Consider the following 25,573-nt stretch of genomic DNA (forward strand, 5'->3'; position numbering starts at 1 on the left):
TAGCATCATTTTCCGTTTGAAATGGCAAAAAGTTTATGAAGCTATCCGTCTTGCTGACTGAATATCTCAAATCCTAGCTTAAAACGAGTTTAATTATGTAAAAAACAGATTCTACTAAATGTATTTCTGTGATATTCTTCCAAGGTATCATAAAAGATAAGGGGGTCTTTTCATGTTCAAAAAGCAGGTCAAATCCTGTGTGATCGTACTCATGGCCATCATTCTATGTATGGCAGCATTACCTGGATACGAGGCAGCAGCTGCCACTCATGGAACAAGTGTCAATGAAGCCATTGGGTTAAAAAATGGTGAAGTCATCTCAGGTACATTACAGAATGAAAAGGAAGAGTCGTGGTATCAAATCACGCCATCTGCACAAGAGGTGGCAAAACATACCCACATGCAAATTTCTGTGAAAAGTAAACAAGTGCTGTCCGTATCGGTCTATCCAAGTAAGGACAGAGCGATGAAGGATGACACATATTCAAGATATCGCGTGGACACAGCAAGCGGAGAGACAGAGATCAACTTCCCGCATGCATGGTCAGGTCCCTATTATGTCAAAGTGCTCTACTTAGGGTCGGAGGAAGACAGCCGTGATGAGGAAGAGGATGCGGCATATACAATCGGATATAAAGGAGCTAACCTTCCGCCTTCTGAACCTGTTTTTCCTGAAGAAGATGAGCCTGAAATCATCATTATTGAGAAAAAATACGGGCGTGAAATTCTTCAATCGATTCGTACAATTGAAGATAAACGATTCAATGAAACGGCAGAAGGTCAAAAGCTTTCACGTCTGCTCCAAAAGACAAAGCCGTTTCTCAAATCAAAGCTCATCAAACATCAAAAAGAGCAGCAAAAGGTATACAACCATCTGCTCACATTAAAAACACTGCTAAATGACGTAGAGAAAAATGGTGCATTTAGCGGTCATGTCGTAACAAAAAAAGAACAACAGGCGATCGGCTCCCTTTTTGATATGCTCAAAGAAGCAAGTCCGGCATATTTAAAAAAGGAATTAGAAGCCGTCAGTCAAAAAATGGGCATCGATCAGCTTGAAGGAAAGTCAGTTGGTTATGTATTAGAGAAACAAAAGCTTGTAAAAGAAGAGAAGGTTAAAACGAATAAGATCATTTTTAAATTAAAGGATGGCCAAACACTTCAATCTGCGAAAAAGAAAATGAAAAGCTACGGCATCCAAGAAAACCGTGTGACCTCACAGTCAGTTAGTCCTTTATTCAAAGGAATGTATGTCTATGATGTGCCAGCAGGGCAAGAATCAGCTGGAAAGACACTAAAAGCAGGCAAAGCGGTCATCAAAAGCACGGCAAGAAAGCTTTCCAGCATGCCGAATGTTGAATTTGCAGAGCCTGTTCAAACCTATCGTGCGCTAAGCAGCGACGCGCAGTATGGTTATCAGTGGCCGTTGAAAAACAGTGCGCAAAACAGCGGGAAAAAAGGCGCTGACGTCAAATTTGAACAAATGAATACACTGATTGGCACAAGCAAAATGAAGCAGACATTAATTGCTGTTGTGGATACAGGTGTAGACAGCCGTTTGACAGATTTAAACGGGACTGTTCGTACAGACTTAGGTGCGAATCTCATTGGACGAAACAAAGATGCGATTGATGACAATGGACACGGTACGCATGTGGCAGGCATCATTGCCGCAAAATCCGATAATCATTACTCAATGGCAGGCCTTAACCAACATACGGGCATCATTCCGGTGAAGGTGCTGGATGCCTATGGCTTTGGCGATACAGAGCATATTGCACTTGGGATCAAACATGCAGTGGACAAAGGCGCAAAGGTGATCAACATGAGCCTTGGCGGCTATTACAGCAGAGTGATTGAATATGCAATGAATTATGCTGCACAAAGAAATGTACTAGTGGTCGTGGCAAGTGGAAATGATGGCGTACCAGAAATGGGCTACCCTGCGACGTCAAAATACGCAATGGCGGTTGGCGCAAGCAACCGTATGGATATTGCCGCTGAGTTTTCAAGCTATGGCAAAGGACTGAGCATGTCAGCACCAGGGTCGGATATTCCGAGCCTCATGCCTGATGGGAATGTCTCATACCTGAGCGGGACATCAATGGCGACACCATATGTAGCAGCAGCAGCAGGGTTACTGCTTTCTAAAAATCCATCCTTAAAGCCAAATCAAGTGAGAAATCTTTTGCAAAGTACAGCAGATGACATCTCATTTAAATCGATTGATGGAAAAGACGACGTTTTCTATGATGAAAACGAGGAGCCAATTGTCGATCCGAAAATCCCAGGAATTGATTGGATGACAGGACATGGCAGACTGAATGCATTTGCTGCATTAAGTGCTGTCGAATTGAATGCATCAGTGAACAAAGTGGAAGATCAGCATCAAAAGGTGACAGGTAAAGCAAAAGCCGGTGCTGCTATTTCTGTGTATAGAGGCAAAACGCTGCTTGGAAAAGGCACAGCAGGCAAAAAAGGAACCTTTAGTGTGAAGATTAAGCATCAGAACAAAAACAAGGTCCTTCACATTAAAATGTCAAAAGGAAAGGCCGCTACGACGCTCAAAACCGTCGTGAAAAAAGGCAAAGCACCAGCTAAGCCGAAAGTGAGCAAAGTAACCATTAAAAGTAAAGCGGTCAAAGGGACTGCGGGTGCAGGCTTGACCATTAAAGTGAAAAACAAATCAAAGAAAGTCATCAAAACAGTCAAAACCAATAGCAAGGGCGCATTTACTGCCCAAATCAAGCCGCAAAAAGCCAAAACAGTTTTGTATGTGACCGCATCAGATGTGAGAAAAAGAGAAAGCAAAGCGGTAAAAGTGGTTGTGAAAAAATAAAAAAAGGACTTCCCTTTCTAAAAAAAGGGAGGTTTTTTTGTTTTTAACTGGAAAAATACCAATTAATGTCGATAGTAATATAGTAGGAAAAAAAAGGAGGATTTATCGATGAAAAAAATCATGTTTGCTTTCTTTCTATCATTGCTTCTCGTATTCCCAAGCTTTGCACATGCTGAAGAAACAGGTGCAGTACCAGCATCCGTTCAAGTAACAAGTGTCACAGCAGCCGATAGTGGAATAGTGAATTACGGCTATGGCAGTAAATATCGCGTGGGTTCTTATTATCCAGCTACGTTTAAAGGGACACTCAAAGATGCAAGCGGAAACCTCATGCCTAATCAGCCGATCAAGCTTTATTTTGAAGCAGCCATCAAATCTTATGCTCAAACAGCGACAGGCACAACAGACGAGAATGGACAGTTTTCACTGACGTTTCAAGTTCCTGCAGGTGCAGGCTACCAATCATACAATAATGCAGGCTGGTCAACACATTACTACGATATCGTTCCAGTGACGTTCACGTCAAACGACATCAAACTATCTTCAAATGTCACAAGTGTGTACCATTTGGCATATACTTCACGTTATTAATCTCATAGAAAAAAAGGATGTCATCAGGTGACATCCTTTTCTTTTTGTTAGCAAACCTGCTGGGCGGCAACCGAATGAGTCGATAAACAAACACTCATCAGCCGTTATTCCCAGATTCGATCGAGCATTTAACTTTTAACCTTGAGCTTTGATAGATAAGAACTTTCACACTTGAACTTTGATCCTTGAACGTTCAGCTTTGAGCTTTTATCAAGGATCATCCTAAGATGATCATCAGATGAGGAGGGAATGACCTTTCCCTCGGAGGTGTTTAGTCCTATCGATTTTCGGCTCACTAACAAAATCAATTAATCCATCTGTATTTTCGTTAGTGTATTGCTTTCAGACAAGGAAAAATCAACTTCCATTTGGAAATCTTCAATTTCTTTCGAAAGCTGTTCAATTTTCACTCGAAGGCGAAGCGGATCGATGATCACCGCCTCATTTTCAGCTAGAAAAGACTTCACGATCTCTTGGTTGGCGGCCGCTTGTGTCTTTCCATCTTTCCCAAACAAGGTCTCTAAATGCTGATCAAGTCTCATTTTCACATCTTCATTCGTTTGTTCAGCTTTGTCGACCAGCTCTTTGTACACCTGTTTCATTTTCCGTAAATAACGAATATCGTAGTCTATCGACGTCTTTCGTTCAATCGCCTCTGCCACCGTCATACGGACACCCGCCACATCAATCATTGTGGTTGCATTTGATACAACGATGGCTGATTTGATGGCATTCCGGCGTTTGATTAAAGCTCGAATCGATTGATCATCAGCCTTTGCCTTTTTTTCAATCTCTTCTTGATTCTGAAATCCGTGCTGTATATGTTTCCCGATCATCAATCCACCGAGTACGGCTTCATCAACGGTTCGGTTGATTCTTTTATCTAACATTTTCAGTTCACTTAATGCTCTTGTAATGGTCATTTCCATATTCACGACAACTCCCTTGGTTCATCCTGAAATCATAGATTCCTATCATATACCAAAGTGTGCTTCTTTTACTAGCGATATCCTTTTTTGTCAGATGAAAAAACCCTGATGTTTATACACCAGGTTTTTCTCGTTTTTTCTGAATCCAAGCTGTCACGTAATAGGCAGCATAGCAGAGCGCAATGAAAGGAATGCCGCAGATGAGGGCAATCCGCTGATTTGGATCAAAGGCAATGCCGATGACAGATGCAAGACATAGGAGGAAGGCTGCAATCGGAACTACTGGATAGAGCGGTGTTCGAAAGGATAAATCATGAAGCTGTCCGCCTTCCTGTAAAAATCTTTTCCGGAACATAAACTGTGAGGCAGCAATCCCCATCCATACAACCACAACGGCCAGTCCAGAGATTGACACTAGGACAAGGTATACCGTTTCTGGTGCGATCACGCTCGATAGCAAAGAAAGAATACCACCGATCATACTTAAAATGAGTGCATTCAAAGGAATGCCTTTTGACGTCAGCTTCGCCAGTTTTTTAGGAAGTGTCCGTTCCTCAGAAAGCGACCAAAGCATACGAGATGATGCGTATAATCCTGAGTTTGCGGCAGATAAGATCGCGGTCAGGATGACAAAATTCATGAAATCTGCGGCATAAGGAATCCCGATACGATCAAATACCACGACAAATGGGCTTTTGATCACCCCGGCTTCTTCTACTGGAATCAAGCCAGCCAACACAACAATCGTTCCAACGAAAAACAGGACGAGACGCAGGACGGTTGTGCGAATTGCTCTTGGAATGGTCTCGTCAGGATTGACGCTTTCACCCGCAGCAATCCCAATCAACTCCGTACCTGAAAAAGCAAAGTTGACCGCAAGCATCGTCATTAAAATTGGTAAAAAGCCGTTTGGGAAAAGTCCGCCTTCGCCAGTGAAATTAGAAAACAACGGAGCGGCCTCACCGCCCTTTAATGGGATCAAACCAAACATGGCAGCTCCGCCAAGAATAATAAAGAGAATAATAGCCATCACTTTAATACTGGAAAACCAAAACTCTGATTCTGCAAAAAACTTGACTGTAAATGCATTCAGTAAAAAGATGAGAAGAGCAAAAACACCACTCCACATCCAAACTGAAGTGTCTGGAAACCAGCGCTGCATTAATAGTCCTGCGGCTGTAAATTCCGAACCGAGTGCCACTGTCCATGTCAGCCAGTATAGCCAAGCAACCGTATAGCCTGTACCAGGTCCAATGTATTTTGTTGCATACGTATGAAAAGCCCCTGTGACCGGCATTGCGACAGACAGCTCACCTAAACAAAGCATCACGAGGTAGACAATTAAAGCCCCGACAAGATAGGCAAGAATGGTCCCCGCAGGTCCGGCCTGATTGATGGTATACCCAGAGCTTAAAAAGAGCCCTGTTCCAATGACGCCGCCTAGAGAAAGCATGAACAGGTGCCGGCTCGTCATTTTTCGTTGATATTGTTGTGACTGATCTTTTGCTTGTTCCATGTCTTCCCGCCCTTTTGCTTAGAAGTATGTGTGATGATTCATGATGCTACGATGTGGTTCGTTTTAAGATGTCATTGATATCTTCTGGGGTCGTCCGGCAGCAGCCGCCGATGATATTCGCGCCGTCTTTGTACCATTGATGCGCACATTCCCCAAAAGTAAGATGAGACGTATCTCCGTTCCATACTTTTTCTTCAGGATCATATATTTCACCTGAGTTTGGATATACCACAATCGGTTTGCTCGTTCCCTTTTTCATTTCTTGAATAAGAGAAGTAATAAATTGCGGCGGCGTACAGTTCACGCCGACGGCAGCGATTTGTTCATAAGGCTCAAGCGCTTGTACACATTCTCGAATGGAATCACCTTCACTAATGTGCAGGCCATCCTTTGCGCTGAATGTGATCCAAGCAGATACCCCGCTGAATTCATCCTGCAGCAGCTTTGCAATGGCAGTTGCTTCAATCAGACAAGGAATCGTTTCGCATGCAAGAATATCTGCACCCGCTTCTACTAATGCCTGAATTCTTGGTCTGTGAAAATCAATAAGAGCCTGCTCTGAGAGTCCATAATTTCCTTTATATTCTGAACCATCAGATAAATAAGCGCCGAATGGCCCCACAGATCCAGCGACAAATGGTTTTGTCCGTCCTTCACGACGCGCTTCATCCTGCCAAAAAAGATCGCGTGCCTCTTTCGCAAGAGTGACAGAGCGTTTCATGAGTTCAATCGCTTCTTCTTTTGTATAGCCTTTTTCAGCAAAGCCTTCAATCGTTGTTTGGTAGCTGGCGGTTGTTGCGCAGTCAGCACCTGCTTGGAAGTAGTCCAAGTGTACTTGCTGAATCAATTGTGGCTGTTCAATAAGTATTTTGGCTGACCATAAACGATCGTTTAAGTTACAGCCCTTTCGTTCAAGCTCTGTTGCTAATGCACCGTCTAAAATCAAAGGTGCGTGAGCCTGTAAACGGCTTTGAATAGGATTCATCGGAATCAAACAGCCTCCTTTTTAGATCGGAAATGATGGATATGATATGAGGCAGTAGTTTAAATGACTAAAGTGTTTTTGTCAAGGAGAGGAAAAAGCATCATAGGGCGGAAAAACCCTGAAAACATGCGGGTTTTGATGCATAAAAATGCAGTCAAAATAATAGAAAACCAAGTCATTGACAGCCTCTGAAAAGAGATATATATTATGGAAAGATTGATTTCAGAAAGCTTCATCAAAAGGCGCCGTCTTTTGATTTTTATGTTGTCCAACGACTGTCTTCTTTCGTGCAGAAAGAGGGTTTTTTATATGCTTAAAAAAGGAGGAAAGAAGAAATTGAAAAAATGTGTAAAAGATATAGCGATGATTCTAGTTGGTTCTTTTTTATTTGCCGCAGCAGTGAACATGTTTGTCATTCCGCTTGAATTTGGTGAAGGCGGCGTCACGGGGCTGTCCATTATTTTTTATTATTTGTTTGAGATTGCACCGTGGCTGACGAACCTCGTGTTTAATGCCATCTTACTGCTTGTCGGCTATAAGTATTTAGACAAGAAGACCACGATTTATACTGTGGTTGCCGTCGCAAGTAACTCTCTATTTTTGCACCTGACCACAACATGGGTCGTGAATGTTCATGAATTGATCATTGGAGCGATTTTTGCAGGAATTATCATCGGAATTGGGATTGGTCTTGTGCTCAGAGCAGGTGGAACAACGGCGGGTTCTGCCATTCTCGGAAGAATTGCCAACAAGTATTTAGACTGGAACGTGAGCTATGCCATTTTGTTCTTTGATCTGATCGTTGTATTTGCTTCCTATTTTATTATTGGTGCGGAAAAATTAATGTTTACCATTGTGATGCTGTACGTGGCGACAAAGGTGATGGACTTCGTGATAGAAGGACTTAACACGAAAAAGGCAGTGACGATTATTTCTTCATGCAAAGATGATATTGCGGAAGAAATCAATCACACCTTAGATCGAGGCGTAACGATTTTAAACGGACGCGGTCATTATTCAAAGGAATCGAAGGAAATTCTTTACGCGGTCATTCAAAAGCAGGAGCTCATGCGCCTTAAGAAAATTATTAAGAAAATAGATCGAGACGCATTCGTTGTTGTCCATGACGTACGCGATGTGTTCGGAGAAGGATTTGTGAATATATAAAAATGAAAAGACCCTAAAAAGGGTCTTTTTTTTATTCTCTATACCTCTTGTCACACAATACTATGTAATGTATAGTATAAATAGTTAGGAGTTGTAAACATGAATGCACAATTAAAAAAAGGATTACTGGAATTTTGTGTACTGGCGGTATTAAAGAAAGGCGATTCCTATGGTTATCAAATCATTAAAGATATGTCCCATTGTATTGAGATTTCAGAATCGACATTGTATCCGATTTTAAAGCGTTTAGAGCAAAACAATTATGTGGAGACCTATTCCCAGGAACATAACAGTCGATTAAGAAAATACTACCGCATGACAGAAAGCGGGCGGGAGCATATGGCGCAGTTTTTAGAGGAATGGGATCAGGTGATGGCGATTTACGACTTTATTTCTGGAGGACAGGGCAATGAATAAAAAAGAATTTTTGAGCAGCCTAAAGAAGCATCTGCATCTTCTAGGCGAAAAAGACAGTGATCGGTTTATCGAATACTACGATGAAATGATTGAGGATTATCAGGAAGATGGCTATAGTGAACAGGAAGCGGTTCAGCAAGTCGGACAGCCTGCTATGATCGCTGAAGGGATTATGAAGGAACAAGGTATAAAAACCGTTCAGGTGCCGACGTTTGGAGAAAAAGCCACAAGACTCTCCATTCTCATTTTAGGCTTTCCGTTATGGGGCAGTATTCTAGCAACAGTCTTCCTGCTGATTCTTTCTGTGTATATGGTGATTTGGTGCATTCCACTCGTGACAGGTGCATTGACGCTTACTGGTCTGCTCGGCGGTTTTTGGAGCATCATTGGTTCTCCATTTATTTTTCAGGACGGTTTGCATGTGGTGGTGACGCAGGTTGGCGTTGGTATTCTTCTATTAGGTGTCGGATTATTAAGCGGCATAGCCACGGCGTATTTGACAAAGCTATTTGTGCAAATGACTATTCAAACAACTAAGGCATTCATGGGAATGTTTAAAAAGAAGGTCGTGAGAGTATGAACGTGAATGATTTAAAAAAGCAATGCATCAAATGGGGGATCATCTTCACCGTTGCCGGAGGAATTGTCATGACAATTGGTTTTGGACTATCAGGCTTTGATTTAGATGCATATCACAACAATGACCAGAGTAACGTGTTCCGCACCATCAATTGGAGCAAGCCATAATAAATGAAAAAACCCGCTTATGCGGGTCTCAGCGTGTAGACAAACCCTGGCAAGATTGCCAATACATTTAAGGTGAACAAATCTGTGTTCATGATGGATCTTGTAAAGTGAAATTATAGAATATGAAGACAACAAAAAAAGAGCTTGCATAAGCTCTTTTTTATTCTGCCTTGACTGAAGGCAGATAACCTGTCTTTTTTTGTTTGTTTACTTACTTTAGTATTGCTGGTGTTAGGATTAAATACCAAGAAGGGATAGTTGAATTTGACGACGAATTTATCAAAATAAAACACTTTGTGAATTCCAAGATAGGCAGTCATGGGAGGAGGGGAATAGTGATGAGTGAGGAATTGAATAGTGAACAGATACTATATCTTAAGAGCTACGAAAGAGAAAAGAGATTATTAGCCTTTAACAGTGTGCAGGCTGGGGAAGAGTTCGAAGGGAACTCTAGTTTAAAGCTTGAATCACTAATAGGCAGATGGGTACTCATTGATTACATTGACAATGGTTTTGTCAATTCAGATACCCGGTGTGAATGTGGAAGACCATTAAGGTATCAGTACATTGTAAAACACAACCAGACTGGTAAAAGCAAAAGGCTAGGAATAAAACATTTTGAAGATCATATTGGATTGAAGAAAGCTGTTGTCAATCGAATTAAGAAAGAGTTTGCTTCCATACAAAAAGAGGTTGAAGAAATTTCTAATAGAAGAACACAATTAACTTGGTCCTTGGTGAATGAATTGGGTTATGTTCCAAGCATGAGTGAAGATATGAAGAAACAAGTCAAACTGGGTTTATCTCTTTCCAACAAGCAAATGAAAAAAATTAAACTGGAAATGGAACAGAAACATCAGTACAAAGAGAATGATCAATATAAAACTAATTTTGATCGAGATCTGTTCAGCTTTGATTCAGTCATTGAAACTGGTGAGCTAACGACAATCCAAAAGGAGAATATCCTGGCTTATATGGGAAAGGGAATAGAAAGTCCAAAAATCATTACTGACATGCTAATCGAGTATAACTTGATTAGTAATGAAAGATATTCTTCGGGTACACCCAAGGCTTATCCTTATGTATGCAAGTTCATGGGGAAAAAGGGTTTTTATTAAATTAAACGAGAAAAATGGTATTTAGGAAGTAGAATCGAAAATGAAAGAAGTGGCCGACAAACTAATCACTTGAAGTGTGAAAGAAGGTCAAGTACTAACATTATAATGTGTTACCGTTGAATGATCCCTCTGGTGTCTTTTTTTATTGTAAAAATGTTATTGAAATACAGGTCACTGTACAATACCTGAATTCAATTGAAACTAAACAGCCAGTCATCGAAAGATTTTCGACAACTGGCTGTTTTTATAAAGGTATATTTATCCCTTAGAGAGGATTTACTTTTTATCACTTAAGTGATTCAAACGTTTTCGAAGAACTAGGGATGAGACAGTGAAAACTGTGAATGCGCCAGCTGAACCAGCAGCAAACATCAGCACAAAGTTTTCGTTTGGGTCTTTGAATAACAAAGAGACCGAGAGAACTAAAGCCGCACCACTAATTCCTAATCCTAATATTGACATCGCTAATAATTTATTCATAGAAACACCCTCAGACTCACAATTTGAAACAAGCAACTACTGCACCCATCCCACCAGCTCCAAGAACTGCATATGCGCCAATACATGCTGCACATATTGGAGCAGTAACCGGCGTTGGAGCTGCACATGAACCAGCACAACCAACCGCAATTAAATAAGCCGCACCACTACCAATTCCAAGCACTGATGCAATGCAAGCTGCTTTTGCTTTTACGCCCTGTGTTTGAATTTCAGGAGGATTTTCTGCAAGTAATTCTTCATCTGACATATAAGATAGCTCAGTATCAACTGACTTTACAAGAGAACCATCCACATAAGTCTCAACCTTGAAATTACCCTTATCATTCTTTGTCACCAACATTTCATTTGCCTGTAAGACGGTATGATCCTCATCAATGAAAAGAGTGATATTACTAGGAAGGCTATAATCTCCATTTATAGGAACTGTAACAGCTGTAACTCCACCACCCACTTTATAAACACTGGATTTTTTCAATCCGTATGTATCTACAGGTGCTATAGCTTTAACTCCCCCGTTCTCTATAGTATCAAGCGCTATATTGACCATTTCAGCGGCAGCATCTCCCTTGATTGGAACAATTGAAGAATCACCTTCTTTCGCAGAAACCCCTGCAGTTGAAGAAAAACTAAAACAAATCAGGGAAAAAATCAATATTAATTGCAAGAATGATTTTTTCTTCTTAGACATAAAAATTTCCTCCTCTTTAATATTTTTGTTGCATTTAACTATTTATATGTAAATATTACATTTACCTTCCTTATTTGGTATTTTTGCAAAAATGAGTAATAACACCTAATTATTGTCCGTACAATCGACATTATTAATAGTTTTTGCTTTTAAGAGAATAATTCTAAATCACTAGTAAAAGGTGTAGAGGTCACAAAAATTATGTGGGGAATATAATTTGTAATGATTCAGAAGAGTTGTGGAAAGAGAAAAGAGCGCTGTAAAAAAAGACATGTTTATGAAGTACTTAGACATGTTAGGGGTGTATCGATAAATACCATGATATTTCTTTAAAGAGAAGTAAAAGGAGACTTTTAAACTTCACAGCTGCAAAATGGAGATCAAAACTCGCTATATTCTTTCTTCAGACGCAATTTTAAATTGCGACCTAAATTAGCGAGATAGCTATTGATTTGCCAGTAGAAACTCAGTATCCGTATATGATATATGGTGTTTCGCATTCTTTGTCAGTTCTGCGCTCCGATGCTCGTCCTTCCTAGACTTCAAAGGTTTTCTATCACGCTGAAAAGAAGACAAAGAGCTAAAATCAAGATCATTTTAGCCCTTTGTCAATAGTCTTTAAACCCGCTTATTCGGGTCTTTTTTTCGCTCGGGCCACAAAGAAGAAATAACAGCAAAGTGCGCCTAGATCACAAAGCATAATGATCAGACCCATTGGAAAGGCTGTTTGGCTTCCGGCTAGTCCGACAAGAGGTGTCATGCAGGCGCCTAGCAGCATTTGCGCCACACCGATCAGTGCAGCTGCACTTCCTGCATGCGCTCCGTGATGCTGCATCGCAAGAGACGGGGCAGAGGTGCCGACAATTCCAACGCTTGAGACAACAAAAAACAGTGGAATCAGAATACCGTACAATCCTGCATCAATTGAGATCATGAAAAATAAAGTGACTCCCCCTAATGCAGCTGTCAGCAATCCAATGCGAAGGACTTTCTCTTCACCAATTTTCGCAGCAACTCGGGCAAATACTTGTCCAGCCGTGATGATCCCAAGACTATTTACCGCAAAGGCCGCACTAAATCCTTGTGGAGAAAGGTTGAAAATATCTTGAAGCACAAACGGTGAACCAGAAATATAGGCAAACATCGCTGCGAAGACTAGACCTTGTGATAGGGCATATCCAACAAAGAGACGATCGCTCGCTAGAATTTTCATCGCACCTAGGATCTGTTTGAAGCCCCCAGTCTGTCTGCGTTCCGCAGGTAAGCTTTCTTTCAATGAAAACATTGATCTTAGGAGCATTAGCGCTCCGAGGATTCCTAGAAGAACAAACACACCCTGCCACGTCGTGAACCGTAACATTTGTCCGCCCACGATAGGTGCCGCTGCCGGAGCAACCCCATTGACTAACATCAGCAATGCAAAGAATTTCGTCATTTCTGATCCTTCATAATGATCTCGTACGATGGCTCGTGCAATGACAATGCCTGCTGATCCAGCAAGTCCTTGAATCAATCTAAGAAGAATGAACGTCCAAATCGATGTGACCACTGTACAAAGAAGGGATGCCGCAATAAAGATGGTCAAGCCAATCATCAGCGGTTTTCTTCTGCCGATCGTATCGCTGATCGGGCCTGCAATCAGCTGGCCAAGCGCCAGTCCAATGAGACAAGCCATCAGACTTAATTGAGACAACGCCGTGCTTGCTTCAAAGTCACGGGCGATATTAGGTAAAGCAGGTAAATACATATCCATTGCCAGCGGAGCAAGGGCGGTTAAAGATCCGAGCAATGCGGCAAGGAGAAATCGATTTTTTTTCGATTCTTGGGGATAAGATAAAGAACTCATATGATGACAACACTCCTCGTATACTTCCTCAACACAGCATAATGAATCAAGCGTTCCTTTTCAATGAAAATTTTTCAAAGATGATTTCGTGCAAAATGATTGATCTTTCGAATGAGACTCTTTACATTGAATGAGTAGAGAAAAGAGTAAGGTGATCGCATGCAGTGATTGCATGATACGTATATCCACTAATAGAGAGCAGGAGGTGCTGACATGAAGCAGCAAGAGCTGATCATTCGTCAAGCAGTCAAAGAAGATCATGAGGCTATCACACGCGTGCTGATCAAATCCTATGCACAGTATGAGCCTCAATTTACAGAGGAAGGCTGGCAAAATTATTCTGCCGCGCTTGCAGCAGCTGTAGATAATCCGAACATGGAGCTGATGCTTGTGGCGGAGCTTGGCGGCAAAGTCGTAGGGACGCTTCAAATGTTCCGCTCATCAGAGCAAGCGTATGATAAACCCGAAATGGGCATTACATCAGCCATCGTCCGGTTTTTAGGAGTAGATCCCGATGTGAGGGGAAAAGGCATTGCAGAGTCATTGCTGCGTAAAAGTATTGAACTGACGCAATCATGGGGCGAAAATGTCCTGTATCTTCATACATCTGATAAAATGCAGGCCGCCATTCGCTTATATGAACGAATGGGCTTTGAGCGTGCGCTTGATAAAGAATTTGTGAACCAAAATGGGACACATGTCAAGAGCTATCAATATGTGATCAAGAAAGAACAGCCGGCAGGTTCATCAAATCACGCGTAAAAAAAGGAAGAGCAAGTCCTGCACGGGAAGCTCTTCCTTTTTTCAATTTACGCCCACAGTGCCAGCGCCCAATAGGATACCACCCACGAGATGAAACCGAACATGACAAAGAATTTTAACATGCGCTCGTAAGGAGACAGCTTTCGTTCTCTCTTCGTTTTCACCAGCTGCCAATAAAGGACATAGCCGCAAATCATGAGGATGATTTGTCCAAGCTGTGTAAAGTTTTCAAGAATCGTGATTCCGTTCATTTCTTTCACCTCATCATAGGTCTTCCATAAGTAAATACGGCAATCCTTTATTTCTTCAGAAAAAATCGGTGTATACTGGAAAGAAACGAGATGTTTAGAGGGAGTTGTGACATGTTGTTTTCGCTGCATGCGGATCGTTGGGATGAAGTCATCGAGAGAAAAATCAAATACGATCAGAAAGTTGTGGAACATACCTGTCAGCTGTTAGATGCACAGGGACAGCAGGCTGTGCTGTTTCACAAGATTGAAGACCCATTTACGATGAGGGCAGGTGCTGGTTTTCTGACCATTCCAAAAGGGAGCTATACGACCGCCTATTATTGGAAGGATCGTCCTTATAACATATATTTCTGGAGAGATGATCAAGGAAAGGAACTAGGATCTTATTTGAATATGGTGGGAGATACACAGTTCAACGGGCAGCTGGTCATGTTTGAAGACCTCATTATTGATCTTCTCGTTCTTCCGAATGGTGATGTCTTTGTGCTGGATGAAGATGAATTGCCGGAGAGTTTAGTGGATTTTGAGAACGGCGCAGTACGGCGGGCATTAGAAGGCGTGACGGCTTCGTTAGAAAGCATTCTCGATCAAGTGAGGGCAGATGCCGAAGGGAAATATCATCACAGCTTGTTTGAGCCAATGTTGAAATAGAAAAAAACGATTCCTCGCTGAAAGGAATCGTTTTTTCTGTTAGACCTTAATACGGTTTAATCGTTTTTGTAAATTGGTTTTTGTTTTGGAGGCTTTTAGCTGTTTGACAGCGCTTTGAGCCGCTGCTTTTGTTTTCTTTGTTCGTTTGGTTTCCGCTTTTTTGACCTTTTGTTTAGCATCTGTCACTTTCTTTTGATAAGCGACTTGTTTTTTTACTTTGTCAAGCCGGTTTTGCAGGCTTGTTTTTTCTTTGCCTTTGTTTAGTTTTTTGATGGCCGTTTGAGCACTTTTAATAGCGCTCTGTGTTTTGTTCTTTTCGGCTGCTTTGACCTTTGCACGTGCCGAGCGGATATCAATGGCTGCTTGGACTTTCTTCACCCGTTCTGTGAGTGCTGTTTTTTGCTTGCTTGCAGTGAGCCGGCCAATTCTCGTTTTGGCTTGATTGACATCTGCCTGCTTTTTAGATGTTTCGGCTTTTTTGACAGCACTTGCCGCAGCCTTTAAAAAGGTGGATTGCGGCACATATTGCACGCGGCCATAGCCGAATTGCGGATCCTTCCCTTTTGCACCAAGATCCACTGTATAGCTGCGCAATAAAGTGCGAAGCTGTGCATTTGTTTTCTTCGGATGAAGCTGCTTTAACAGTGCCAGCATTCCTGTGACATGCGGTGCAGCTTGTGATGTCCCCGTTGCATACCAATATTCATTTTTTAAATAAGTGCTGATGACGTTCTCGCCAGGGGCAGAAAATTCAATCCCTTTCCCTGTATTCGAGATAGACGCAAGTTTGTCTTTGTCAGTCGTTGCAGATACGGCAATGACACTATTGTAAGCGGCAGGGTAGCTAATATGATTCTTTTTTCCATCATTTCCGCTTGCAGCAACCACGAGCAGTCCTTTTTTATAGGCTTCATCTACTGCTGAACGCAAGATGGGGATATTGTCTTCAAAGCCTAAACTTAAATTAATAATGTCCATCTTGTTGGTAATCGCCCAATCGATGCCTCGAAGCAGACTATACAGGTCGCCTTCTCCCTTTTTATCTAACACTTTCACAGCATACAGCTTCACACCAGAAGCAACGCCGACTGTTCCATAATCGTTATTAAGCGCACCAATCGTGCCGGCGACATGTGTGCCATGTCCTTCATCATCTTTATAAGAGGATGTGTAGTTCACGAATGATTTACCGCCGGATACCTTTAAATCCTCGTGTGAGAAAATGCCAGTATCTAAAACGGCTACTTTTACATTTTTACCAGTGACGCCTTCTTTTATTGCTTGCTTGATATTTAGTTTTTGCAGATTGTAAGATTTTTGTACCAATGCATCCTGATTAGTAGCAGCGGCTGTTTTCTTCACAGTAGAAGCCGCGAGTTTAACCTTTACGTTTTTTGAGACGTAAGCGATGTTTGGGTCTTTTTTGAGTGAGGTGACCGCTTGTTCATCTGCTGTCACAGCGACAGCGGGAAGATGTATGTACTGTGCGTTCACTTTCTCACTTTCCTCAATCGCTGTTTGTTTTCCTTTTTGATTTTTATAGACGATGATGACATCTGTTTCTTTTGGCGGTGCAGCTGCCTGCGAATGGAAGGGCAAAGCAGTCGTCAACGCAAGAAGAAACGCAATGACGATAAGTAATTTCCTTTTCAATGCGTGGCTCCTCTCATCCGATGATCTCGGTCTTTTTTTCTCTATTATATCGGAGAAAGCAGAGGGATGGGATAGTAGAATTGTCGTCTTGTTCAGAAAGTTATTTTTACAAGTAACCTGAAATTGAAATTCATAGAATTCTAGTAGACAATAGAGACATCATGATAAGAGAAAGAAGGACATGCTGATGAACGTAAAAGAGTATATGACGTATGATGCGGCTGGCTTGGCAGCACTTGTGCAGAATAAGCAGGTAAAGCCCGAGGAGCTTATGCAGGCTGCATTTGATAGATTGAATGAGGTCAATCCAGAACTAAACGCTGTGATACGGACGAGACAAGAACAAGTTTTAAAAGACATCAAGGAGTTACATGAGTATCAGCCATTTGCTGGTGTTCCGTTTGTGCTGAAAAATATATCGCAAGGGATTAAAAATGAATCGCTGACAGCAGGAGCTTTGCTGTTAAAGGATGTAAAAGCAAATTCGGATTCGCACTTTGTTGATCGGTTGAAGCAGGCTGGTTTTCTCATGATCGGACATACAAATACACCGGAATTCGGTTTAAGAAATGTGACAGAGCCTGCTTTACATGGTCCAACGAGAAATCCTTGGAATACGGACTATTCTCCGGGCGGCTCAAGCGGCGGGACAGCAGCAGCTGTTGCAAGCGGCATTGTACCTGCTGGCGGAGCAAGTGATGGCGGTGGTTCCATCCGGATCCCAGCATCCTTTACCGGTTTGTTCGGCCTTAAGCCCACGCGGGGAAGAACGCCGGTAGGCCCAGGCGCAGGAAGGCAGTGGCAAGGGGCTTCCATCGACTTTACACTCACAAAAACAGTACGGGACAGTGCAGCCCTTCTTGATCTACTTCAAGTCATTCAACCTGAAGCTGCTTTCCAAACTCCGTTATACGATGGCAGTTACCAAGAGGATCTGGCGAAACGTACATCTTCTATGCGAATTGCTTACAGCGTAGAATCTCCAGTTGGCACGAAGGTCAGTGAGGAGGCGAAGCGGGCGGTTCAGCAAACAGTGAAATGGTTGAGTGAGCAGGGTCATCAAGTAGAAGAAGCCAAGCCAGAAATTGATGGGGTTCATCTCATGCAGCAATATTACGTGATGAACAGCGGAGAAATGTCTGCGTTATTCACTTCCTTGGCTCGTTCGTTAGGGCGTCCAGTAAAGCCGGAGGAAACGGACATCGTGGCATGGGTGCTGGCGGAGGCTGGCAAGAATGTGACCGCTGCTGCTTATACAGAAAGTCTTGATGCGTGGGATCGGGCTGCTGCACAAATGGCATCATTTCATCAAACCTACGATCTCTATGTGACACCAGCTACTGCCTATTCAGCTCCAAAGGTAGGTGAGCTTATGCATTCAGATCAGGAAACAGCCGCACTTTTACGTGTGTCATCCCTTTCAATGCAAGCACAGCAGGATCTTATTTATGACATGTTCCTCAAGAGCTTGACCTACACCCCATTTACACAGCTTGCCAACTTAACAGGTCAGCCATCAATGAGTGTTCCTGTTCATCTGACTAGCGCGGGCATGCCTTTAGGGGTACAGGTGACAGCACCTAAAGGAAAAGAGGACTGGCTGCTCAGGCTTGCGGCGGAAATGGAGACATCCTCGATTTGGAAAGGAACTAGTCAATTAAATCGATAACGCATGATAAGCGACTTTGGTCTATGGAGGGAAAAGAGTGTCACACGTGAGTACGAAGGACAAAATCATTCAAACGGCAGCACTTCTTTTACGTAAACAGGGATACCATGCGACAGGATTGAATCAAATTATCAGAGAGAGCGGCACACCTAAAGGCTCTCTTTATTATTACTTTCCAAATGGAAAAGAAGAGCTGGCTATTGCATCTGTTGAACACATTAGTCAAAAGGTCATTAATCAAATTGAAGAAGGCTTTGCCTATTCGGATGACCCATATATCGCCATCGATCGTTTTATGACAAAGATCATTCGAGGATTTATGGAGAAAGAAAGTGAAAGAGGGATTCCAATTGTCTTGCTGGCGGCAGAGTCCAAGCCTGAAAACGCGCAGCTTCATGCTGCATGCAAACAAGAAATGATCCGCTGGCAGGAGCTTGTAAAAGAAAAGCTAATGAACAGCGGGTATGAAGAAAACAAAGCGGATGAGCTGGCTTCTCTCCTTCACTCAATGGTCATCGGGGGTTTATCGATGACCACTGCACTCAAACAAACGACCCCTTTAGAACACGTAAAAAGTTACCTTAGACATTTATTTATGCGAGATGAGTAAAATCTCTCGCATATTGTCTATCTATTATATCAATTGGTCTATATAATATAGATAGTCAATTTGTCACGAGGAGTGATGGGATGTCGGAGCAACCGCAATCGATGAAGCAATCCAAAGGTACCTCTTTTTATACCGTGTCTGGTTCCGGAAAGCTGTATGGGCTGGAGAATCAGCTTGTTCATATGCTGGCAGAAGCAAATCAAACGAATCAGCTGTTTGAGCTTGCCTTAATCACAGGGGGGAAAGGAGCTTATTTCCCGCTGCACTGTCATGAGCACTTATTTGAAACTATTTTTGTACTGGAAGGAAAGCTTGAAGTGATGCTGGACGGTAAAAAATACATGGCCACAGCCTTTGATTATATTCATATCCCGCCCAAAACGATTCATGGCTACAGAATGCATAGTCATAAAACAAGATTTATTTCATATACGCTGGGCGGAAAAATGACAGATGTCTATCAGCAAATTGGAAAGAGGCTTTTTCAGAATGAATGGTCTATGACTCATCATGCTTTCGATGCAGCCAGTTTTCAGCAGGCTGAAAAAGAAAGCGATATCATCCTGATGCATGGAATCAGAGAACTGTCTAATACAACGAGGCCCTCCGTTTTATTTCATAGTCAGCTTCCTCACGAGGTACAGCCTTATGTATTAGAGGCTGGTGAAGGGAAGCAATACATCATTGATGGTCAGATTCATGAGCTGATTGCAACAGTAGAAACAACAGGAGGCGGATTCAGTCATTTTGTGGTTGAAGGAGCGAAGAAGAAATATTTCCCGCCGCATTATCATCAAGTTCATACAGAAGCAATCTATTGTGTTGAAGGGAAGATGAACCTTCATTTGAACGGAGAGGATATTTGCTTGATGCCGGGTGACTTTGCCTATATACCGCCGGATACGATTCATTCTTATGAATTTGTGTCTCATTCAAATAAAATGTTGGTTTTGCTGCTTCCAGGAGAAATTGAGCAGGTGTATGAACAGTTTGAAGAATCTCCAAGCCCAAGTATATGTCCTTATTTTATTCAAGAAGGGAACTTCATGTTCGATCGGGAGACTTCAACTCAATATGATTTGTTTTTTGTCGAAAAGGAATAAGTGTGTAACGCGTTACACAACGTCATGAGTCTGTCGAAACAATCGACAGGCTTTTTTTGTTTTTTGCCTCCTCCACATAAATTGTTCCTTTGATGAATGAACCATTCATTCAAGGTGAAGCTATGTAAAGATGATTTGAGCTAAAGGAGGAAGTGCATGTGAGAGCTGTTACTTATCAAGGGAAAAATAGCATTGCAGTGAAGAAAGTAGATGCACCGTCGATTCAAGATCGGGAAGATGTGATCATACGTATTACATCAACAGCAATTTGTGGATCAGATTTACATTTGTATCAGGGGAATTTCCCGCTTCCAATCGGCTATGTGATTGGGCATGAACCAATGGGGGTTGTGGAGGAAGTTGGCCCGGATGTCACAGCCGTAAAAAAGGGAGACCGTGTCGTCATTCCATTTACAGTTGCATGTGGTAAATGCCAATATTGCGATCATCACTTAGAAAGCCAATGTGACAACTCAAACCCGCACTACGATTCGGGTGGACTCTTTGGCTATAGTGAGAAATATGGGAATTACCCCGGAGGACAGGCAGAGTATTTACGCGTACCTTTTGGCAACTACACCCCGTTTAAGATTCCGGAGGATTGTGAGCTGGAGGATGAACAATTGCTCTTCTTATCAGATGTCCTGCCAACCGCCTATTGGAGCGTAGAGCACGCAGGTGTGAAAAAAGGCGATACGGTCATTGTGCTAGGCTGCGGACCTGTTGGGTTAATGGCGCAGCAATTTGCTTGGCAAAAAGGAGCAGAACGTGTGATTGCCGTCGATTACATTGATTACCGCCTGCGGCATGCAAAACGAATGAGCGGCGTTGAGGTCTTTGACTTTACAGAAGATCCCGACATGGGAGAAACGTTAAAGGAGCTTACCAAGGGCGGGGCTGATGTTGTGATTGATTGTGTGGGAATGGATGGAAAGAAGTCGCCGCTTGAAAAAATTGAGCAAAAGCTCAAACTCCAAGGCGGAACGATCGGACCCATTCAAATTGCCACAAAAGCCGTTCGCAAATGTGGAACAGTGCAGATGACGGGTGTATACGGCGGCCTGTACAACATGTTTCCATTAGGCGCTTTTTTCGCAAGAAACGTCACCCTGAAAATGGGCCAAGCCCCGGCGAGAGGATACATGTCAAAGCTCTATCAAAAAGTGACAAGCGGTGAAATTGATCCTAGAGCGATTATTACTCACAAATTGCCATTAGATGAAGCTGCTCATGCGTACCACATCTTCAATGACAAACAGGATGATTGTATAAAGGTCGTTTTAAAGCCATAAAAAAAGAAGGCTTAGGAGTATTCCTAAGCCTTTAATGTGTGCTCGTCCATCATTTTTTCGATTAATTCAAAAAATGTTTTTTTATCTTCCTCTGAAAGGTGGTTGAACAATTGATTCACAAGCAGCTGGCGATTGTCGATCATTTGTTTAGCAATTTGTTCACCCGATTCAGAGAGTTCAATCCACACAGTACGGCGGTCATTATTATTTCGAGAGCGGATGATCAGCCCTTCGTCTTCTAAGTGATTGAGAGCGGTTGTTGTTGCAGAGGGAGATAATGAAACTTCCTGCAGAATATTTTTCACAGTACATGATTGATGGCGGTAGATGATACGTAAAATAAACCCTTTAACATTCGTGACGTTTTTCGGAATATTTTCTTCATCTATTTGTTTCGTCGCTTTTAAATACTTTGTCAGTGCATGGTCTAACAAACTTGCCTCTAGCTCGAAATGTTGCATTCTCCATACCTCTTTTCCTATTGCATTCGCATTTCCGATCAATTACTAGGTCTATCTTATCATAATAATCAACATGATTTAAACCAAAATGGAAGACGGCTATAAAATTACCTATATTATCAATTAATATAAAGAACAATTCCAAAATGAAATGATTTTACTTTCAGCTGTTTTTATTTTAGAATGTGAATGAGATAAAATCTGCCAACCCAATTCGCTGGAAATTGGCTATTGGAAATCAAACGTTTGGAGATGAAGATATTGAATACTTTACAGGCATTACTCAACGACAGAATGGAACGCTCTTCACAAATTGAGGCGGTAACTGGCGGAGGGGTGTCTTATACATTTGAAGAATATGCAAAACGCATCGACCAGCTTGCTCATTACTTACATCAAAAAGGAATTCGAAAAGGTGACCGCGTTTGCTTTATTTGTCAAAACCATCATCACTTTTCAACGATTATGCTGGCAGCCATTAAAGCAGGTGCAGTCGCAGTTCCGCTTAGCTGGCAGCTTACTTCTTTTGAGCTGGAAGGTATTTTGAAAAAAGCAGAGCCAAAGGCTTTATTTTTTGACCGAGAATTCCGTGACATGATTGCTGCGGTGAATGTGTCTTTAGACAACTGTCTCATGGTGGAATCTGGTGTAAATGCGAAAACAACGCAGCTGTTTGAAGACATATTGGCTTCAAATGATGGCAGTGATCTTGCGGAAGAGGTAACAGAAGAGGATCTAGCGATGATCTTATTTACCTCTGGGACAACGGGGAATCCAAAAGGCTGTATGGTCGGACATGGACGAATCTATCAATTTTTAACAAGACGCGGGAATCGAGGATTTGACTTGAAAGGGAAACGGTACTTGGCGAGTCACCCTCTCTATCATATGAGTTCAATTAATCATCTGATCGCCGCTGCCATTGAGGGGTATACGCTAGTTTTCTTACATGATGCAACACCGAAGCGCATTTTAGAAACGATCGAAAAAGAAAGAATAACGTTCATGATGGCTTTCCCATCAGCTTATACGTACATGCTGGAAGAAATGAAACGCGGTTCGTATGACCTTTCATCCTTTGAAATTGCGATTTCTGGCGGTACGAAGGTGCCGGTCCGTTTGATTAAGGACTACAAAGAAGCAGGCATTCAGATGATGCATGGCTACGGAAGCACGGAAGCATGGGTTGTCAGTGCGTGGCATCCTGCGATGGGCGAGGATAAAATGGGCTCTGCTGGTAAAGTGGATCCAGATGTAGAAGTGAAAATCGTTCATCCTGAGACTGAGGAAACACTGCCAGCTGGAGAAATTGGCGAAGTCGTCATGAGAAGCCCATTTTATTTCTTAGGCTATTATCATCAGCCTGATGCTACTGCGAAGGTGCTCAAAGATGGCTGGTTCCATATGGGAGATGCAGGCTATCTAGATAAAGACGGGTTTCTATTTATCACAGGCAGATACAAAGATGTGATTTTATACGGTGGAGATAATATCTATCCTGATCAAGTAGAAGAAGTCATTGAACAAATTCCAGGTGTGATTGAATCAGCTGTCATCGGGGTGCCGGACGAATTGTATGGTGAAGTGCCAAGTGCATATATCGTAAAAGACGAATCCGCCGATTTCTGCGAAGAAGATGTGGTGAACTATTGTCAGGAACGCTTGGCAGATTACAAAGTGCCATCCATTCATTTCATCAGTGAGCTGCCAAAAAACAAGCTTGGTAAAATCATGAAGAAAGATTTACGTGAATTGGTTGTGAATGCTTAGTACCTATTCTGCTATAATGAAATTTGAATGATTTTTTGTTTTTCTAACGTTTTGGAGGGAAAGGGTTTGCGACATATTCTTCGTAAGAAACACATTCACGATTTGTTGGAACAGAGCAGACAGCAAAAGGTAAAGAAAACGCTGGGCGGGCTCGATCTCACGCTTCTTGGTATAGGGGCAGTGATTGGTACAGGGGTTATGGTGTTAACTGGAATTACAGCGGCTAAGGATGCAGGACCAGCTGTCATTTTCTCCTTTGCGATTGCAGCCATTGTGTGCAGTTTGGCAGCACTTTGTTATGCAGAAATGGCTTCAGCGCTTCCTGTATTCGGCAGTGCATACATTTATTCATATACGACCATGGGCGAGCTTGTAGGCCATTTAATGGGATGGACCTTATTATCCGTCTATATGCTGACTGCTTCAGCTGTTGCCAGCGGCTGGTCGAGTTATTTCAACAGCCTGCTCGAGGGATTTGGAATTTCGATTCCGCATCAATTTTTAGCGGGGCCGGAGCAAGGCGGATATATGAATCTGCCGGCGATTATCATTGCTTTACTGATTGCGTGGATCTTATCTAGAGGAACGAAGGAAAGTAAAAAATTTAATAATATCATGGTGTTTGTGAAACTCGGTATTATTGTTCTTTTCATTGTAGTAGGCGGCTTTTATGTACAGCCATCCAATTGGCAGCCGTTTATGCCGTTTGGCGCAGAAGGTGTCATTGCCGGTGCTGCTGCTGTGTTTTTTGCCTTTTTAGGGTTTGATGCAATTTCTGCTTCAGCAGAAGAGGTGAAAAATCCGCAGCGGAACCTGCCAATTGGGATCATAGGTTCATTACTTATTTGTACGATCATTTACATTGTCGTTTGTTTGGTCATGACAGGCATGGTGCACTATACACAGCTGAATGTCACAGAGGCTATGTCATATGTTCTGCAAAGTGTACATCAAAATAGTGTGGCTGGTATTATTTCGGTTGGTGCGGTCATTGGATTGATGGCTGTGATTTTCGCCAATAATTATGCGGCAACTCGAATTGCCTATGCGATGGGCCGAGACGGACTTTTGCCTAAAGTGTTTTCAAAAACAAACAAAAGTGATACGCCTGTTGCTAGCATATGGATGATTGGCGGAATGACAGCTGTTATTTCAGGCTTTATTGATTTGAAGGATCTGTCCAACTTAGCGAATATCGGTGCGTTATTAACGTTTGCCATGGTCAGTTTATCTGTGCTTATTTTGAGAAAGACACATCAGCAGCTTGAGAGGGGCTTCAGGGTTCCTTTTGTGCCGGTTTTGCCGATTATATCAATGGGCTGCTGCTTGTTCCTTATGCTCAACTTACCAGGCCGGACATGGCTTTACTTTGGGGTTTGGCTGTTAATCGGTGTCGTCATGTATGCAGCGTATTCAAACAAACACAGTGAATTAGCGAAATCTTCATGAGAAAAAGGTGCAAATCCGTTGACGATTTGTGCCTTTTTTCATACGATTTGGGATAAGCTATAAAAGAGATAATGGACGGAACAAGAGGAGGATGAGGGATATGATTAGTGTTAGTCCTTATATTGTTGTAGAAGATGTGAAAGAATCTCTTCAATATTATCAAGGGATTTTTGGTGGGGATATTCAGATCTTAAATGAACACCAGGACCGTGTCCTGCATGCTGAATTGCATCTTGGGGAATCACTGCTTCATTTTTCAGATACATTTGGACGCACGCCAAAGCCAGAGAATCTCAGATTGATCATGCAGTTTGACAATGAAGAAGAACTAAAGGCTGTCTATGAAGCGCTGGAAGCTGATGGAGATGTACTGGTCGAATTACAGGATACCTTCTTTGGCGCACTTCACGGACAAGTACAGGACCGGAAAAATGGGTTGATCTGGGTGCTGAATTATATGAAATAGACGAAGACCTTCACGAGTGTGAAGTTTCAGCGTGTAGACAAACCCTCGCATTCGGTGTCAGGTCTGCGCTCCGATGCTCACGAATGTCCAAT

25 protein-coding genes are annotated in these 25,573 nt (G+C 42.3%); 16 read left to right on the top strand and 9 right to left on the bottom strand.

Annotation, left to right across the window (positions count from 1 at the left end):
* Nucleotides 1-172: 172 nt before the first annotated feature.
* Together MHB69_RS01420 and MHB69_RS01425 are read left to right on the top strand one after the other, a co-directional pair.
* Nucleotides 173-2,839, top strand: a complete 2,667-nt coding sequence (locus MHB69_RS01420; protein WP_342495926.1) for a S8 family serine peptidase — start codon at nucleotides 173-175, stop codon at nucleotides 2,837-2,839.
* Nucleotides 2,840-2,947: 108 nt separating this feature from the next.
* A complete protein-coding gene (locus MHB69_RS01425) occupies nucleotides 2,948-3,430 on the top strand; it encodes an Ig-like domain-containing protein (RefSeq protein ID WP_061110437.1) in 483 nt (160 codons plus the stop codon).
* A 308-nt stretch (nucleotides 3,431-3,738) separates the two neighbouring features.
* Here the strand turns inward: MHB69_RS01425 and MHB69_RS01430 are convergent, their stop codons facing one another.
* The 3 genes from MHB69_RS01430 to mmuM all read right to left on the bottom strand — a co-directional run bounded on the left by MHB69_RS01430 (nucleotide 3,739) and on the right by mmuM (nucleotide 6,860).
* On the bottom strand, nucleotides 3,739-4,359 hold the full coding sequence (locus MHB69_RS01430; protein ID WP_070326635.1) for a hypothetical protein: 621 nt from the start codon (nucleotides 4,357-4,359) through the stop codon (nucleotides 3,739-3,741).
* Between the two features lie 112 nt (nucleotides 4,360-4,471).
* Nucleotides 4,472-5,875, bottom strand: coding sequence for an S-methylmethionine permease (mmuP, locus tag MHB69_RS01435; protein WP_070326636.1), 1,404 nt, complete (start codon nucleotides 5,873-5,875; stop codon nucleotides 4,472-4,474).
* A gap of 46 nt (nucleotides 5,876-5,921) precedes the next feature.
* Nucleotides 5,922-6,860, bottom strand: coding sequence for a homocysteine S-methyltransferase (gene mmuM, locus MHB69_RS01440; RefSeq protein ID WP_070326735.1), 939 nt, complete (start codon nucleotides 6,858-6,860; stop codon nucleotides 5,922-5,924).
* A gap of 336 nt (nucleotides 6,861-7,196) precedes the next feature.
* Here mmuM and MHB69_RS01445 point away from each other — a divergent pair, with 336 nt between their 5' ends.
* The 5 genes from MHB69_RS01445 (at nucleotide 7,197) to MHB69_RS01465 (ending at nucleotide 10,309) form a co-directional block, all read left to right on the top strand.
* Entirely contained in the window at nucleotides 7,197-8,027 is an 831-nt protein-coding gene (locus MHB69_RS01445) for a YitT family protein (RefSeq protein WP_034283328.1), read from the top strand.
* Nucleotides 8,028-8,126: 99 nt separating this feature from the next.
* Entirely contained in the window at nucleotides 8,127-8,444 is a 318-nt protein-coding gene (locus tag MHB69_RS01450; protein WP_024424392.1) for a PadR family transcriptional regulator, read from the top strand.
* Nucleotides 8,437-9,024, top strand: coding sequence for a DUF1700 domain-containing protein (locus MHB69_RS01455; protein ID WP_070326637.1), 588 nt, complete (start codon nucleotides 8,437-8,439; stop codon nucleotides 9,022-9,024). Before MHB69_RS01450 ends, MHB69_RS01455 begins: the two co-directional genes overlap by 8 nt.
* Nucleotides 9,021-9,191 (top strand): hypothetical protein, encoded by a 171-nt coding sequence (locus MHB69_RS01460; RefSeq protein WP_167364606.1) that lies wholly within the window; start codon nucleotides 9,021-9,023, stop codon nucleotides 9,189-9,191. The genes MHB69_RS01455 and MHB69_RS01460 overlap by 4 nt, the downstream gene beginning before the upstream one ends.
* Nucleotides 9,192-9,529: 338 nt before the next feature.
* Nucleotides 9,530-10,309, top strand: a complete 780-nt coding sequence (locus MHB69_RS01465) for a hypothetical protein (RefSeq protein ID WP_098677762.1) — start codon at nucleotides 9,530-9,532, stop codon at nucleotides 10,307-10,309.
* 276 nt (nucleotides 10,310-10,585) lie between these two features.
* Here the strand turns inward: MHB69_RS01465 and MHB69_RS01470 are convergent, their stop codons facing one another.
* The 3 genes from MHB69_RS01470 to MHB69_RS01480 form a co-directional block, all read right to left on the bottom strand.
* Nucleotides 10,586-10,789 carry a hypothetical protein gene (locus tag MHB69_RS01470; RefSeq protein WP_034283153.1) on the bottom strand — a complete coding sequence of 68 codons (204 nt, stop codon included), beginning with the start codon at nucleotides 10,787-10,789 and terminating at the stop codon, nucleotides 10,586-10,588.
* Between the two features lie 16 nt (nucleotides 10,790-10,805).
* Entirely contained in the window at nucleotides 10,806-11,498 is a 693-nt protein-coding gene (locus MHB69_RS01475) for a hypothetical protein (RefSeq protein ID WP_197172481.1), read from the bottom strand.
* Between the two features lie 628 nt (nucleotides 11,499-12,126).
* On the bottom strand, nucleotides 12,127-13,344 hold the full coding sequence (locus MHB69_RS01480) for a multidrug effflux MFS transporter (protein ID WP_340899453.1): 1,218 nt from the start codon (nucleotides 13,342-13,344) through the stop codon (nucleotides 12,127-12,129).
* A 213-nt stretch (nucleotides 13,345-13,557) separates the two neighbouring features.
* Here MHB69_RS01480 and MHB69_RS01485 point away from each other — a divergent pair, with 213 nt between their 5' ends.
* A complete protein-coding gene (locus MHB69_RS01485; RefSeq protein ID WP_034283161.1) occupies nucleotides 13,558-14,106 on the top strand; it encodes a GNAT family N-acetyltransferase in 549 nt (182 codons plus the stop codon).
* A gap of 47 nt (nucleotides 14,107-14,153) precedes the next feature.
* On the opposite strand, the gene MHB69_RS01490 is transcribed toward MHB69_RS01485, so the two are convergent.
* Nucleotides 14,154-14,357 carry a hypothetical protein gene (locus MHB69_RS01490; RefSeq protein ID WP_034621634.1) on the bottom strand — a complete coding sequence of 68 codons (204 nt, stop codon included), beginning with the start codon at nucleotides 14,355-14,357 and terminating at the stop codon, nucleotides 14,154-14,156.
* A 111-nt stretch (nucleotides 14,358-14,468) separates the two neighbouring features.
* Here MHB69_RS01490 and MHB69_RS01495 point away from each other — a divergent pair, with 111 nt between their 5' ends.
* Nucleotides 14,469-15,008, top strand: coding sequence for a DUF402 domain-containing protein (locus MHB69_RS01495; protein WP_340899451.1), 540 nt, complete (start codon nucleotides 14,469-14,471; stop codon nucleotides 15,006-15,008).
* 39 nt (nucleotides 15,009-15,047) lie between these two features.
* Here MHB69_RS01495 and MHB69_RS01500 read toward each other — a convergent pair whose 3' ends face one another.
* Nucleotides 15,048-16,661, bottom strand: coding sequence for a S8 family serine peptidase (locus MHB69_RS01500; RefSeq protein WP_340899449.1), 1,614 nt, complete (start codon nucleotides 16,659-16,661; stop codon nucleotides 15,048-15,050).
* 187 nt (nucleotides 16,662-16,848) lie between these two features.
* Here MHB69_RS01500 and MHB69_RS01505 point away from each other — a divergent pair, with 187 nt between their 5' ends.
* From MHB69_RS01505 to MHB69_RS01520, 4 genes are all read left to right on the top strand, one after another.
* Nucleotides 16,849-18,330 carry an amidase gene (locus MHB69_RS01505; protein WP_070326736.1) on the top strand — a complete coding sequence of 494 codons (1,482 nt, stop codon included), beginning with the start codon at nucleotides 16,849-16,851 and terminating at the stop codon, nucleotides 18,328-18,330.
* A 37-nt stretch (nucleotides 18,331-18,367) separates the two neighbouring features.
* A complete protein-coding gene (locus MHB69_RS01510; protein WP_240491084.1) occupies nucleotides 18,368-18,940 on the top strand; it encodes a TetR/AcrR family transcriptional regulator in 573 nt (190 codons plus the stop codon).
* A gap of 80 nt (nucleotides 18,941-19,020) precedes the next feature.
* Nucleotides 19,021-20,043 carry a quercetin 2,3-dioxygenase gene (locus tag MHB69_RS01515; RefSeq protein ID WP_340899445.1) on the top strand — a complete coding sequence of 341 codons (1,023 nt, stop codon included), beginning with the start codon at nucleotides 19,021-19,023 and terminating at the stop codon, nucleotides 20,041-20,043.
* A 158-nt stretch (nucleotides 20,044-20,201) separates the two neighbouring features.
* Nucleotides 20,202-21,335, top strand: coding sequence for a zinc-dependent alcohol dehydrogenase (locus MHB69_RS01520; RefSeq protein WP_098677766.1), 1,134 nt, complete (start codon nucleotides 20,202-20,204; stop codon nucleotides 21,333-21,335).
* A gap of 23 nt (nucleotides 21,336-21,358) precedes the next feature.
* Here the strand turns inward: MHB69_RS01520 and MHB69_RS01525 are convergent, their stop codons facing one another.
* Nucleotides 21,359-21,796 (bottom strand): MarR family transcriptional regulator, encoded by a 438-nt coding sequence (locus tag MHB69_RS01525; RefSeq protein ID WP_012008812.1) that lies wholly within the window; start codon nucleotides 21,794-21,796, stop codon nucleotides 21,359-21,361.
* Between the two features lie 261 nt (nucleotides 21,797-22,057).
* On the opposite strand from MHB69_RS01525, the gene MHB69_RS01530 reads away from it, so the two are divergent.
* From MHB69_RS01530 to MHB69_RS01540, 3 genes are all read left to right on the top strand, one after another.
* On the top strand, nucleotides 22,058-23,566 hold the full coding sequence (locus MHB69_RS01530; RefSeq protein ID WP_041116520.1) for an AMP-binding protein: 1,509 nt from the start codon (nucleotides 22,058-22,060) through the stop codon (nucleotides 23,564-23,566).
* Nucleotides 23,567-23,632: 66 nt separating this feature from the next.
* Nucleotides 23,633-25,015, top strand: coding sequence for an amino acid permease (locus MHB69_RS01535; RefSeq protein WP_034283178.1), 1,383 nt, complete (start codon nucleotides 23,633-23,635; stop codon nucleotides 25,013-25,015).
* 100 nt (nucleotides 25,016-25,115) lie between these two features.
* Complete coding sequence (locus MHB69_RS01540; protein WP_025092526.1) at nucleotides 25,116-25,481, top strand: VOC family protein; 366 nt, start codon at nucleotides 25,116-25,118, stop codon at nucleotides 25,479-25,481.
* The last annotated feature ends 92 nt before the right edge of the window (nucleotides 25,482-25,573 follow it).

This window comes from Bacillus sp. FSL K6-0994, from assembly GCF_038630815.1.
GTDB lineage: Bacteria > Bacillota > Bacilli > Bacillales > Bacillaceae > Bacillus > Bacillus safensis.

What these genes read in the sequence shown, in the direction of transcription:
- MHB69_RS01480 (WP_340899453.1), bottom strand. Translation starts at nt 13,344, where the DNA reads ATGAGTTCTTTATCTTATCCCCAAGAATCGAAAAAAAATCGATTTCTC.
- MHB69_RS01460 (WP_167364606.1), top strand. Translation starts at nt 9,021, where the DNA reads ATGAACGTGAATGATTTAAAAAAGCAATGCATCAAATGGGGGATCATC.
- MHB69_RS01490 (WP_034621634.1), bottom strand. Translation starts at nt 14,357, where the DNA reads ATGAACGGAATCACGATTCTTGAAAACTTTACACAGCTTGGACAAATC.
- MHB69_RS01485 (WP_034283161.1), top strand. Translation starts at nt 13,558, where the DNA reads ATGAAGCAGCAAGAGCTGATCATTCGTCAAGCAGTCAAAGAAGATCAT.
- MHB69_RS01475 (WP_197172481.1), bottom strand. Translation starts at nt 11,498, where the DNA reads ATGTCTAAGAAGAAAAAATCATTCTTGCAATTAATATTGATTTTTTCC.
- MHB69_RS01495 (WP_340899451.1), top strand. Translation starts at nt 14,469, where the DNA reads ATGTTGTTTTCGCTGCATGCGGATCGTTGGGATGAAGTCATCGAGAGA.
- MHB69_RS01540 (WP_025092526.1), top strand. Translation starts at nt 25,116, where the DNA reads ATGATTAGTGTTAGTCCTTATATTGTTGTAGAAGATGTGAAAGAATCT.
- MHB69_RS01425 (WP_061110437.1), top strand. Translation starts at nt 2,948, where the DNA reads ATGAAAAAAATCATGTTTGCTTTCTTTCTATCATTGCTTCTCGTATTC.
- mmuM (WP_070326735.1), bottom strand. Translation starts at nt 6,860, where the DNA reads ATGAATCCTATTCAAAGCCGTTTACAGGCTCACGCACCTTTGATTTTA.
- MHB69_RS01525 (WP_012008812.1), bottom strand. Translation starts at nt 21,796, where the DNA reads ATGCAACATTTCGAGCTAGAGGCAAGTTTGTTAGACCATGCACTGACA.
- MHB69_RS01515 (WP_340899445.1), top strand. Translation starts at nt 19,021, where the DNA reads ATGTCGGAGCAACCGCAATCGATGAAGCAATCCAAAGGTACCTCTTTT.
- MHB69_RS01465 (WP_098677762.1), top strand. Translation starts at nt 9,530, where the DNA reads ATGAGTGAGGAATTGAATAGTGAACAGATACTATATCTTAAGAGCTAC.
- mmuP (WP_070326636.1), bottom strand. Translation starts at nt 5,875, where the DNA reads ATGGAACAAGCAAAAGATCAGTCACAACAATATCAACGAAAAATGACG.
- MHB69_RS01505 (WP_070326736.1), top strand. Translation starts at nt 16,849, where the DNA reads ATGAACGTAAAAGAGTATATGACGTATGATGCGGCTGGCTTGGCAGCA.
- MHB69_RS01420 (WP_342495926.1), top strand. Translation starts at nt 173, where the DNA reads ATGTTCAAAAAGCAGGTCAAATCCTGTGTGATCGTACTCATGGCCATC.
- MHB69_RS01455 (WP_070326637.1), top strand. Translation starts at nt 8,437, where the DNA reads ATGAATAAAAAAGAATTTTTGAGCAGCCTAAAGAAGCATCTGCATCTT.
- MHB69_RS01470 (WP_034283153.1), bottom strand. Translation starts at nt 10,789, where the DNA reads ATGAATAAATTATTAGCGATGTCAATATTAGGATTAGGAATTAGTGGT.
- MHB69_RS01430 (WP_070326635.1), bottom strand. Translation starts at nt 4,359, where the DNA reads ATGGAAATGACCATTACAAGAGCATTAAGTGAACTGAAAATGTTAGAT.
- MHB69_RS01450 (WP_024424392.1), top strand. Translation starts at nt 8,127, where the DNA reads ATGAATGCACAATTAAAAAAAGGATTACTGGAATTTTGTGTACTGGCG.